Raw genomic sequence first — 13,010 nt, forward strand, 5'->3', positions numbered from 1 at the left:
AAAAATACGTGCTACTCATTGTACTTGAGAAATCACTTTTGTTCAGCTAAAACCACAACGTCAAGTGAACCATTTGCCAGCTCTATTCGCAAGGTCTGACCCTCTTGAGTGTCACTTGATTGTCGAATAATGTGAGACTGTGCATCATAGGTAATCGAATACCCTCTTTTTAAAATTGCCCGAGGATTGTAAGCCACCAATGCCTCTGACTTTGCTTGTAAACGCGACTGTTGCATCGCTAGATACTTGGGCATGGCTCTCACCAATCTATGGTGCAACTGCTCCACCTTAGATAATTGGGGCAAAATTTGTTGCTTCAAGGTCTTGGCTAATCGTTGTTGTAACTGTTGTAACTGTAGCTGTTTAGGAGCTATTTGTTGCGGCAACAGCCATGCCATACGCTGCTGCAACTGTCGTAATTGTCTAATATGAGGAGCAAGTTGTGGACGGTGTGCATACAATGCCCGTACTTCTTGTGTCAACTCATTTTGCTTATCATGCAATAGCTGTGACATGCTTTGTTGCAAACGTTGCTGCAAAAAACGTTGTTGCTGTGATAATTGCTGCAACCTTTGTTGTGGAGATATTAGCCTAGCACTGGCTCTATCCACACGCATACTATTTGTCTGTAATTGACGTTCTAATTGTCGTCCCAAGCGTTGCATATACTGAGCAAGATGCTCTCGCCATGCCTGTGTAGTAATAGACACCATCTCAGCAGCAGCGGTTGGTGTAGGAGCGCGTACATCGGCAACAAAATCTGCAATAGTAAAATCGGTTTCATGTCCTACACCACTTACCACGGGTAAAGTCATCTGAGCAATAGTACGTGCAAGCTGCTCATCATTAAATGCCCATAAGTCTTCAATACTCCCACCTCCTCGCACAAGCAACACTACATCCACCTCTTGACGTGCTTGTGCTTGTTGCAACGCCTTTATCAGGGCTGCAGGAGCATCTCGTCCCTGCACCAAACTGGGATAAACAATCACTCGTATATAAGGGGCCCGTCGGCGAATAGCCGTCAAGACATCATGCAATGCAGCCGCTCCTAATGAAGTCACTACGCCTACAGTACCAATAAAATAAGGCAACGGTTTTTTCCTAGCACTATCCAGCAAGCCTTCTTGACTAAGCCTTTCTTTAATCCGCAAAAAAGCCTCATAAAGGTTACCCAAACCTGCGCGACGCATTTGCTCAATCTGAATTTGGTAGTCACCCCGAGGTTCATAGAGCGTTACACGTGCTAGCACTTCAACCTCTACACCATTTTGAGGACGAAAGTTCACCCCCATAGTTCGCCCACGAAACATCACACCTCTCACGGCAGCACTATTATCCTTGAGGGAAAGATACCAATGACCTGAAGCAGCCGCAGTAAAGTTAGAGATTTCGCCTTTAATCCATAGCATAGGGACTTGCTGATCAAGTACTTGTGAGACGTATCGGTTTAATTGTGCTACGCTGATAACCTCGTTGGATTGGTTAGATTCGTGGGTATTAAAGTTAGGATATGGCATGGTATGGGACATTACTCGTATAGCATAGTACCTAGTATTACTCGTATGGTATAGTGCCTGATATTACTCGTATGGCATGAGTTCAAATCTAAAGGCTTTGCGGATGAATATATCAATTCAATGGAATATAGATAATTGAATCTTATCATAATCAAGAACTGCTTTGCAGTTCATGCCTTATATCCCCATCGTAAACAATGAGGTTTTGCAGCACAATCTGATAAAGCCCCTCCCATCATGTAGATCTAACTCCAACTCTTGCTTTATAGACTCTTTTCATATAGATGTAACATCAATTTTTGCTTTATAGACTCTTTTTTAGAGAAAAAGTCAATCACTTTTTCACAAGCAATAGAAAATCAATCAGCTACAGCATTTTGCTGGCAATTAGAGCCTAAAGATAAACTTTTTTCTAAAAAAATAATCATAACCATATGATTTATAATACAAAAAAATTATTTCAAAAAAATTGCATATTATTTAAGCAATACCAAGGTAAATTGTATAAATACTGCAATAGCATGAGTTTTTCACAAAGTTATCCACAGAAATTTGGGATAACTTTTATCCCCCAAAATATTTCTTAATGTTTTCCATAAGTTACTTTAAATTATCTGCCTCTCCCCCATAGGCGAAGTCAGTTTTTTTCAAACATCGTTCTTTTTTAAAAACTATTTTTGATAATCAATCATATCCATTAACCAGCGAATAACTGACGAAAAAAACACTAATCTAATTAATTTCTCCTGTAGGGTTTCTTTCGCCTCTTGCTATTCTTTGCTCTACAATTTACTTTATCGACTTTTTATTTAAACAATGTATCCCTATGGTTCTATCAGTATTCAGTCGCTACGTACAGCAACAATGGCTCAAAAAAGGTTGGTGGAGCCAACTGCTTACCCCTTTAAGCAAGGCAACTTCTCATTACGCCCAAAAGAAACGTTTTAAATTTCTCAGCGGACAGTCTCCCTCATACCAAGCCCCTGTTCCCGTGATTGTTGTGGGCAATATTTTCGTTGGTGGTACGGGCAAAACCCCATTAGTGATTGCCTTAACACAAGCATTACAAGCCAAAGGACATAAAGTAGGTATTGTCAGTCGTGGCTATGGTGTGCCTATTGGCAAAGAAGCTCGTTTTGTGAATATTCACTCAGCTCAAACACAGAAAAATCAAGAAACTGCCTTGTACCCAACCGCTACACTAGCCTCTTGGATTGGTGACGAGCCTAGTGTACTGGCTCAATATGCCCCTATTGCTGTGCATCCTCAACGAGCCAAAGCCGCTCAAAAACTCTTACAAGAATGCCCAGATACTACCGTCATCATCAGTGATGATGGTTTACAGCACTATGGGTTAGCTCGAGACATAGAAATTGTTGTACAAGATACACGCAGAGTAGGTAATGGGTTAATGCTCCCTGCTGGTCCTTTGCGTGAGCCTGTGGATAGACTCAAAACAGTCGATTTTATTATCACTAACTACAACCTGTTATCTGATGTTCCCTCTTTAATTCAAGACTTGTTAGAGAAAGAAACACACTCACCACAGCCGGAAAACACCTTACAACAAACTCCGACTGACTCTCTAGCTAGTGCTAACTTATTTACTGAGTCTCAAGCAATACGCCATACAGCAAATACCTCACCCTCCTCCGTATCTGTACAGACTGGAGATTTTAAAGAGGTTTCCCGCACAACAAATACAACACCTGTGCATAGACATCCTTTAGCGATTACCATGTATTTGGTACCAACTACCCTCAGACAACTCTCAACAGGAAAAACACTCTCTTTGTCTGACTTCATCACACAATATGGACAACAAAAACGTTATGCTATTGCAGGCATTGGTAACCCCCAACGTTTTTACCAAACACTTGCCGACTGCGGTCTAACACCCTCACAAACCCAATCTTTTGATGACCACCATGCCTTTAAGGCGTCTGATCTCACTCCTTTTCAGGATGGTTTAGTACTTATGACCGCTAAAGATGCAAGTAAATGCCTTTCATTTGCTGGTGATAATTGCTGGGCTGTTGAGGTTAAGGCACAATTTTACCCCACTGATTTTTTTGAGAAAGTTGTGCAGTTGCTAGACACACCCAAACCCAAAAAACTCAATATCTCCGTAACTAAATCAGGCTGTTGCAGTGGTAAAAGCTGTGGCTGTTAAGAGCAGTAACATTGCTGAATAGGCATAGCAGTCTTAAGTCGCGATAGTAAAAGCTGCGGATGTTAAGAGCAGTACATGGTATACTGGTGGCAGTTTTTAATGAATTAGTCTTTCGCTATTACTCCAAGGGAGAGTTACTAACTCTCCTTTGTCAAGCTATAGCTATAGGTCTCTTTACCATGATGAATCCAGAATATCTCAAAAGTTTACGTTGCCCTGTCAGCAAAAAACCTCTTCGCTACGATGCAGAAAAACAAGAACTAATTTCTGATGAGGCACAGCTTGCCTACCCAATCCGAGATGGCATTCCCATCTTATTAAAAGAACAAGCCCGCCCACTTTCTGCTAGCTAAACTAGTTCAAAAGGTTTTTATGAGTGCCTCTTTTATTGCTATCGTGCCTGCCCGTGCAGCATCGACCAGACTTCCCGGTAAAATGCTTTTAGATGTACATGGCTTGCCACTGGTTATTCGCACAGCCCAACAAGCAAATCAATCACAAGCAAGTCGCGTTTTAATTGCAACTGATGATAAGCAAATTCAAGCGGTTGCCCAATCACACGGTTTTGAAGTGATGCTCACCTCAGCAGAGCATCCCTCTGGCACCGATAGACTGGCGGAGGTCGTCACTCGTTTGAACCTCTCTGATGACATGATTGTGGTCAATGTACAAGGTGACGAACCCTTGCTTGACCCATCCCTCATTAACCAAGTAGCTCAAGCGTTAATTAACCACCCACAAGCCGCCATTGCAACTTGTGCTTACCCTATTACCGAGGCAGAAAAGTTCTTTAACCCCAATGTTGTCAAAGTCGTCAAAGACGCCACTGGGTTTGCCTTATACTTTTCTCGTGCCCCTATTCCTTGGGCAAGAGATGCTTTTTCTAGGGATAAATCCCAACTTCCCAAAAATCATTTTGCACTGCATCATATAGGGTTATATGCTTATCGTGTTGGTTTTCTAAAGCAATATCCTCATTTAAGCATGGGAGTATATGAGCAACTGGAGTCCTTGGAGCAGTTACGAGCTTTAGAACATGGCTATCGAATTTTTGTGCTACAGACAGCACAAGCCCCTCTTCCTGGTGTTGATACCACTGAAGATTTGGAGCGAGTTCGTGCCTATTTTGCGAATGCTGCATAGCACATAGGAGGCATAGCATTGCACAACAACAGTGCATGCTTAATGGAAATTTCAGTGGAACTACCATTCAAAATGTTACAAACCCTCAATTTTCATATGCCCATCCTAAAAACTCTTATAATAGTAGTTTAAATATTCAGGAGATTATTATGCGCCTCATTCTTCTTGGTCCTCCCGGTGCCGGTAAAGGTACCCAAGCCAGCTTTATTACACAGAAATATGGTATTCCCCAAATTTCCACTGGGGATATGCTGCGAGCTGCTGTAAAAGCACAAACTCCTCTTGGCATCGAAGCCAAAAAGGTGATGGATGCGGGTAAACTCGTCTCTGACGACATCATTATCGGTCTTGTCAAAGATCGTCTTGCCCAGCCCGACTGTGCCAATGGCTACCTTTTTGATGGTTTCCCTCGCACTATCCCTCAAGCAGATGCTTTAAAAGAAGCCGGCATTAAACTTGACTACGTTGTTGAGATTGATGTCCCTAGCGAAGCCATTATTGAGCGTATGAGTGGTCGCCGTATTCACCCTGAAAGCGGTCGCAGCTACCACATTAAATTTAACCCTCCAAAAGTTGAGGGTAAAGATGACGTGACTGGAGAGCCGCTTATCCAACGTGATGACGACAAAGAAGAAACTGTTCGTAAACGCTTAGATGTTTATCAAGAGCAAACTCGTCCACTTGTGGATTATTACTCTAGCTGGGCTGCACAAGATGCTACCAATGCCCCTCGCTACGTTAAAGTATCTGGTGTAGGCAAGGTCGAAGAAATTACTCAACGTATTGCTGATGCATTAAAATAACGCAGGCTAGTACTTTTTTGGAATCAACGACGCTATCGTTACCATCAGAAATCGGTGCTAGCGTCGTTTTTAATGCATAGAGTGAAAAAATTACATATCACTTTTCTATAAGTTTTATACAGGAGACAGCATGGAAATCAAAGGAAAAGTATTTATTGTGACTGGTGGTGCATCTGGTCTAGGTGCCGGTACAGTTAAGATGCTTGTAGACAACGGTGCCAAGGTCGTTATTGCCGATGTACAAGATGAGGCGGGTCAAAAATATGCCCAAGAGTTAGGGCAAGTTTTTGTGCATTGTGATGTCACTTCTGAAGCCGATGCTAAAGCAGTAGTAGCTAAAGCAGTGGAGTTAGGACCGTTATTCGGACTTATCAACTGTGCAGGGATTGCTCCTGCTTGCAAAACCACCAACAAACAAGGGGCACACCCCCTTGATTTATTCCAAAAAGTTATCGCTATTAATCTTGTTGGTAGCTTTAATATGCTACGCCTTGCTGCCGAAGCGATGGAAAAAAATACTCCTGAGCCAACAGGTGAGAGAGGCATTATTATCAATACTGCCTCTGTGGCGGCTTATGAGGGCCAAGTCGGTCAGGCAGCTTATTCCGCCTCCAAAGGAGGTGTAGTTGGTATGACATTACCTATTGCACGTGATTTAGCACGCTCTGGTATTCGTTGTAATACCATTGCACCGGGTATCTTTGGTACTCCTATGATGTTTGGTATGCCACAAGAAGTCCAAGACTCTTTGGCGGCTAATATCCCCTTTCCTTCTCGTCTGGGAAGACCAGAGGATTATGCCAAATTAGTGCATAGTATTGTGACCAATGACATGATTAATGGGGAAACGATTCGTATTGACGGAGCTATTCGTCTGCAACCTCGTTAGGGATACGTAAAATAATCAGGCTACGCCCGATATATCGGGCGTTTGCTACCCCACCTTTCCGAATTTCACCACATCTATTTCTGCTTTACTAACCCACCACCTATTCGAATTCCACCACGTCTATTTTTACACTCTGCCAGCCTTTGACAACCTTTGTGCATCGCCTGGGCAACATCCTTTCTTACCTAATTCACCAAGAACTAACGAACGGTGCATGATGTTTATGTGACCGATAACACTCTTCGCCTTTCTTACCTAATTCACCAAGAAAACCCTCAGATAAATGGTCAAAAAAACCTTTATCTTTTACAATAGCACTTTCTATCTTCAAAAGTATGCCATGAGTTTATTACGATCTGCCGCTACGATTAGTGGGCTTACTCTTCTTTCTCGCATTACAGGTTTAATTCGCGATATTTTAATTGCAAGAACCTTTGGTGCCAGTCCATTGACCGATGCATTCTGGGTTGCATTTCGTATTCCCAACTTATTACGCCGTTTGTTTGCTGAAGGGGCTTTTTCGCAAGCATTTGTCCCTATCCTTGCTGAACATAAGGAACAACACTCACCCGACAAGGTCAAGTCCCTCCTTGACCATGTAGCCATGGTGTTATTTTTCTCCTTATTGTTAGTTACGATTATCGGGATTATTGGAGCTCCTGTGGTCGTCTGGATTATGGCAACGGGGATGCGTACCCAGGGAGAAGGATTTCATGAGGCTGTTTTTATGACACGCCTTATGTTTCCCTATATTCTCTGCATGTCACTTGTCGCTTTTGCCTCTGGTGTATTAAATACATGGAAAAAATTTGCAATTCCTGCGTTTACGCCCGTGCTACTTAACCTCTCCATGATTTTTGCCTGTTTCTTTTTACTGGGATTATTTGTCCAGCCCATCTATGCCTTGGCTACTGGGGTAATGATAGGAGGAGTATTACAACTGGCTGTCCAATGGGGGGCTTTAGCTAAAATTGGACTGTTCCCCAGTTTCAGACATTCGCTTAAGGCAGCATGGCAGGATCCCAATGTTCGTCGCATCATCAAACTGATGGGACCTGCCATTCTTGGGGTATCTGTGGCACAGATTTCCATCCTAATCAACACCAATATCGCTACATGGCTACCGGCAGGCAGTGTGACATGGTTATCTTTTGCTGACCGATTGATGGAGTTCCCGACTGCCCTGCTTGGCATTGCTATTGGTACCGTATTACTGCCAAGCCTTGCTGCTGCTAATGCCAAAGAAGATGTACAAGCCTACAGTCGATTACTCGATTGGGGGTTGCGATTAGTTTTCCTATTAGGCTTACCTTGTGTGCTAGGACTGTCCTTATTAAGTGAAGGACTTGTCGCTAATCTTTTTAACTACGGGGCCTTTACCCACAAAGACGTTGCTATGACACAAACCGCCGTCATTGCCTATGCATTTGGATTGATTGGCATTTTATCAGTAAAAATCCTTGCCCCTGGCTTTTACGCCAAACAAGATATTCGCACCCCCGTCAAAATTGCGATTGTTGTGCTAATCAGCACACAAGTATTTAATCTCATCTTTGTACCTTTTCTTGCTCACGCAGGTCTGTCCTTATCTATTGGTTTGGGGGCAACAATGAATGCCCTGTGCCTATATATCGGATTACGTCGCCGTCAAGCCTATATTCCACATACTCGCTGGTTACCTTTCTTTGCTCGAGTTTTCCCTGCACTGCTCATCCTTGCCGCTTGGTTATATTTCAGTCAACAGTACATTGATTGGCAAATGACAGATAGTTTAAGTTTAAACCAACAACTTGCCCACTTTCTGGGGCAATGGAGCACAGCTACCCATTGGTTAAATAATATCAGCCGCCTTATAACATTAATTGTTATTCTAGCTATAAGTATGGTGCTTTATTTTGCAACCCTTTTCATTATGGGTTTTCGATTGCGTGATTTTGCAAGGCAACGCTAAAAGGACTGGCTTATTGCTTAAGCAGCGGTGTATTTTCTGGGGTGTGATTTTGTAGGGCAACACTAGAGGACAGGCTTATTGCTTAAGCAGTAGTGTATTTTCTGGGGCGTGATTTTATAGGGCAACACTAGAGGAATCAATTATGTTTAAAACGCTTTTTTCCAAACTCATGCAATTCATTATGGCAAAACCAGATGGCCCCGAAGCCCTCGATATGGCAATGGAAATGCTAATGGAAAAAGCGCAAACAGGTGATGCTCAAGCACAGTATGAAATCGGCTTGTATTACCTACAAGGCAGATATTTCAATCAGGATATTCCTGCCGCCCTACGTTGGCTAGCCTTAGCAGCAAAACAATATCATATACAAGCAGAAGCATTGCTGGCATACTATTACCACCAACATTTGGCTCAATATCCAGAATATACCAGCCAAGTTATCGATTGGGCTGAGCATGCATCTTTGCGCAGTAACCTACTAGCCCAATCTGTATGGGGAGAAATTCTCATTCATGGTTTGGATAAACAAGCTGCTTCCCCCTACTGTTTACAATACCTACAGCATGCGGCAGAATGGAAAGAACAACCAGAACATATTACCAATACGCAGCGTTTATTAGAAAAATCGGCAACTAAAATTCCTCGTTTGATGGATTATTTCGGAGCTAGCAGCACCGTCACTGCACATGAAAAAGATTACCTCAAACAAGCTCAACACCAGCAGCAATTACGTGCGCAGTATCTTTTGGGAATGCTTTATCTACAAGGTTTATGGGTGGAGCAAGACGGTAATGAAGCACGCTACTGGATAGAGTTAGCTGCTAAACAAGGCTACCAGCCAGCCCAATTACAATTAAGTGAGATGTATCGACAAGGTATTGCTGTCACACAAAGCGACACTGAAGCAGCCTATTGGGAAAAACAGGCGCAGAAAATAAAAGCATAGGGAAACATTTTCTCCCCAAAAATATCTATTATCAGGTAGAATACCGCCTATTATTAACCTAGTGATTAAGTAAACAATTTACCAAGGGGAGTTCTATGGAACAACAAACTACCGCATGGAATGATTTTATTCATTCTCTCAGTAATTTCGTTGATTGGGGCAATGATGCATTGTGGACATTGCTTGTCCCCCTATTATTACTTGTTGGCATATTTTTCACCTTTTCCACCCATTTTGCTCAAGTACGGCTTTTCATACAAAGTATTCGTGAAATTGCAGCAGGACGTAAAGATCCCACAGATCCACATGGGATTACCCCTTTCCAAGCCTTTGTAACCGGTGTTGCTAGTCGTGTCGGTGTAGGCAATATCGCAGGAGTTGCATTAGCTATTTCTCAAGGTGGACCAGGTGCTGTTTTCTGGATGTGGGTCACTGCATTGATTGGCATGGGCTCTGCTTTTGCGGAGTCCTCACTCGCACAACTCTTTAAAATCAGAGACCATGAGAATGGGCGTTTTAGAGGGGGACCAGCCTACTACATTCAATATGGTTTAAAACAACGCTGGCTAGGGATTATTTTTGCCCTTGCCTTAATCCTATGTTTTGGCTTTGTTTTTAATGCCGTACAGGCTAATACCATTGCTGCGGCAACAGCTAAAGCATGGAATTGGAAGCCAGAATATGTCGGTATAGCACTTTGTGTATTTACCTTACCCATTATTTTTGGAGGTATCCGCCGTGTTGCACTGATTGCAGAAGGCATTGTGCCTATTATGGCCCTTATTTACTTATTAATGGCACTGTATATTGTGTTTAGTAATTTTTCACTCGTGCCTGGTGTATTTGAACTTATTTTTAAAGAAGCCTTTAATTTTGAGGCAGCCGCCGGCGGTGTACTAGGTGCCATCTTCTCACAAGCCATGTTATTAGGCATTAAACGTGGATTATTCTCTAATGAAGCAGGTATGGGTTCTGCCCCTAATGTGGCGGCAGCAGCGGATGTTAAGCACCCTGCTAGCCAAGGGCTTATCCAAATGCTAGGTGTTTTCTTTGATACCTTTGTGGTATGCTCATGCACCGCCTTTATTATCTTATTATCAGGTCCTTCTAATGCCCAAGAAACTGGTGTTAATATTACCCAAACAGCTATTATTAACCATGTCGGTGCTTGGGGGGGAGACTTCTTGGCGGTCGTTATCTTCTTATTCGCATTCTCCTCAATTATCGGTAATTATGCCTATGCAGAAAGCAACGTGAATTTTATCAAAGACAACCCTGTCATCATGACAGTATTCCGTCTTCTCGTCGTTGCTATGGTGTATTTTGGCTCGGTGAACAGTATGCCATTAGTATGGAATATGGCAGATTTGTCGATGGCACTGATGTCAATTATCAATCTGGTTGCTATCATACTGTTATGTCCTTTTGTCTTTATTATTCTTAAGGACTATCAGCAACAACTTAAACAAGGCGTTCATACCCCTATCTTTAGTCTAGACAATTATCCTACACTACAAAAACTTCTCGGTCGGGATATCTGGTAAAAACAAATCGGGGCAGGAGGATGGGGCATCCCGTCCGCCCCCCACACTCAGGACTCTCACCTGTTAGAACGTGCTCATGCCGAGCATACCCAAAAAGCCTCGCTCCTCGCCGTTACTGGAGTGATTTAAAAAGAAAAATTACGCAAGAAGGGGGGAAAGATCAGTTGTACGAAAAAATCGTACAACTGAAATTAACCTCCTCTGATGGGAAAGCCTATAAAACTGATACCACCAATATGGCAGGTATTCTCCGTATTATTCAGTCTATCCCCAGCCCCAAAGCAGAACCATTTAAACAGTGGCTTGCACAAGTGGGAAAAGAGCGAATTGATGAAATCATTGATCCTGAGTTGACTATTGATAGAGCATTACAGACATATTTACAAAAAGGTTATAGCAAAGAATGGTTTTCAATACGCAAACGCAAGCTCTCGGCTTTCCGCATCAAAACTCACACCGACCTCAAACACTTGTTTGGCAGTGGCTCGATATTTCTCAGCGTAATTCTTTGCTTTAATCTGTGCCAATGCTGAGGCGGCATCTCCAGTATGTGCCATCTTAAATTCAAACACATAGACATTGCCACCCTCCTTCACCACCAAATCAGCTCGACCTTGGCGAGTCGCTTCCTCTGCTCTCACCTCTTCACAGCAACTGGCAAAGAACATATAAAACGCACTTGCCCAATGCCCCTCATAGTACGCAATCTCATTCTTACGATACCAATCATGCGGTAAGCCTGCAAAGGCACTACGGATGACTTGTTGCAAGTCCTCCAGATTCCCCTGTCGCAAAGCTTGAACTAAATCCGATTGTTGCACAGATAAACTCATCGTATCCAACGAAGAGTACCACTGCCATAAACCATCGTTAAAGGCAAGACGGACCTCTTTATTGGGGAATTTCAGAGTGTACTTTTCTTCCTCATCGTCTTGCACCAAACCATCCAATGTCAAATAACCTGTTTGAAACATAAGCGGTAACGGTAACAAACTTCCCACATCAGTGGATGAAAGTAAACTCATTATTTCAACAGAGTCCTTTATGGACAATACTGAAAAACGATATCGCTGAATAATTTTGTACAACCACGCTGTATTCCCTCCTGTCCCTATCCAATACGAACGATATTTATTGCCTTTTGCAAAAAACAATAAAATATCAAAAGGATTGTAGACAGACTCCCCTGTCCAATTGTAGCCGTTGTACCATGTCCTAAGCTTACCTAAATCCACGCCCTCTAACTCCGGAGCAAACACCTCCTCTAACTCCTCTTGGGTATAACCACAAAGAGCTGAATATCGCTCATCAATGGTGATATCCTCAAGATGATTCAAACCTGAAAACAAACTCATCTGTCCAAACTTCGACACCCCGGTTAGCATAGCAAAGCGGATACTTGACGGAAAATCCTTCAATTGCAAATATAACGATCTCAGCGTCTCTCTCACCTTAAGTGCAAGCTCGGCATCCTCTAAGTTATCAATGATGGGCTTATCGTATTCATCAATAAGAATAACCACTTGCTTACCGTGCTTTTGCTGGGTCTGAACAATCAAATCCGCCAGCATCAATCCTTCATTATTGCGGATATCATCACGTACACGCACTCCTAGGCGTGTTTCATTAAGCTCAAGATGAAAACGAATATACTGCATGAGATTGGCTATATCGCCTTTCATCTCCAAACCACCAAACGACAACCTAATCACTGGATACACATCATCCCAGTCCCAATGCTTCTCAGCATATAAGCCCTCAAATAATGCCTTATTCCCAGAAAATAACTCCGCAATCGTATCAATGGTCAAACTCTTACCAAATCGGCGAGGGCGTGAGAGAAAGATATACCGAGAGGTTGTCAATAACTTCACGATTAAAGGCGTTTTATCCACATAATAGCAATTCGTATGACGAATATCCGCCAAACTCGTTAATCCAATCGGTAAAAGTTTTCTGGTCATAGGATTATTACTCATCAAAAAATACAGTACCCTAAGTAGTACATCAAACAGTAAGTACATAACTGAGAGAATACCCC

General features: G+C 42.6%; 10 protein-coding genes and 1 pseudogene. 9 read left to right on the forward strand and 2 right to left on the reverse strand.

All coding sequences use genetic code 11. The features are described 5' to 3' along the window. Positions 1–32: 32 nt before the first annotated feature. Entirely contained in the window at positions 33–1,532 is a 1,500-nt protein-coding gene (gene xseA, locus HKX40_RS06175) for an exodeoxyribonuclease VII large subunit (protein ID WP_246233606.1), read from the reverse strand. 814 nt (positions 1,533–2,346) lie between these two features. On the opposite strand from xseA, the gene lpxK reads away from it, so the two are divergent. From lpxK to HKX40_RS10720, 9 genes and pseudogenes are all read left to right on the forward strand, one after another. Then, positions 2,347–3,693, forward strand: coding sequence for a tetraacyldisaccharide 4'-kinase (lpxK, locus tag HKX40_RS06180; protein ID WP_171588693.1), 1,347 nt, complete (start codon positions 2,347–2,349; stop codon positions 3,691–3,693). A 182-nt stretch (positions 3,694–3,875) separates the two neighbouring features. Then, entirely contained in the window at positions 3,876–4,046 is a 171-nt protein-coding gene (locus HKX40_RS06185; protein WP_171588724.1) for a Trm112 family protein, read from the forward strand. 19 nt (positions 4,047–4,065) lie between these two features. After that, positions 4,066–4,836: a 3-deoxy-manno-octulosonate cytidylyltransferase gene (gene kdsB / locus HKX40_RS06190; RefSeq protein WP_171588694.1), complete on the forward strand. Its 771-nt coding sequence runs from the start codon at positions 4,066–4,068 to the stop codon at positions 4,834–4,836. 149 nt (positions 4,837–4,985) lie between these two features. Next, positions 4,986–5,639: an adenylate kinase gene (adk, locus tag HKX40_RS06195; protein ID WP_171588695.1), complete on the forward strand. Its 654-nt coding sequence runs from the start codon at positions 4,986–4,988 to the stop codon at positions 5,637–5,639. A gap of 130 nt (positions 5,640–5,769) precedes the next feature. After that, complete coding sequence (locus HKX40_RS06200) at positions 5,770–6,528, forward strand: 3-hydroxyacyl-CoA dehydrogenase (RefSeq protein WP_171588696.1); 759 nt, start codon at positions 5,770–5,772, stop codon at positions 6,526–6,528. Positions 6,529–6,868: 340 nt separating this feature from the next. Then, positions 6,869–8,479, forward strand: coding sequence for a murein biosynthesis integral membrane protein MurJ (gene murJ / locus HKX40_RS06205; protein ID WP_171588697.1), 1,611 nt, complete (start codon positions 6,869–6,871; stop codon positions 8,477–8,479). Positions 8,480–8,621: 142 nt separating this feature from the next. Beyond that, a complete protein-coding gene (locus HKX40_RS06210) occupies positions 8,622–9,425 on the forward strand; it encodes a tetratricopeptide repeat protein (protein ID WP_171588698.1) in 804 nt (267 codons plus the stop codon). Between the two features lie 95 nt (positions 9,426–9,520). Next, positions 9,521–10,969 carry an alanine/glycine:cation symporter family protein gene (locus HKX40_RS06215; protein ID WP_171588699.1) on the forward strand — a complete coding sequence of 483 codons (1,449 nt, stop codon included), beginning with the start codon at positions 9,521–9,523 and terminating at the stop codon, positions 10,967–10,969. 20 nt (positions 10,970–10,989) lie between these two features. Then, positions 10,990–11,268, forward strand: a pseudogene (locus HKX40_RS10720) (BRO-N domain-containing protein); the annotation flags it as partial. Between the two features lie 111 nt (positions 11,269–11,379). Here the strand turns inward: HKX40_RS10720 and HKX40_RS06225 are convergent. After that, positions 11,380–12,933, reverse strand: coding sequence for an ATP-binding protein (locus HKX40_RS06225; RefSeq protein ID WP_171588700.1), 1,554 nt, complete (start codon positions 12,931–12,933; stop codon positions 11,380–11,382). Between the last annotated feature and the right edge of the window lie 77 nt (positions 12,934–13,010).

Origin of the sequence: Pelistega europaea, assembly GCF_013133775.1 — a bacterium.
Lineage (GTDB): Bacteria > Pseudomonadota > Gammaproteobacteria > Burkholderiales > Burkholderiaceae_B > Taylorella > Taylorella europaea.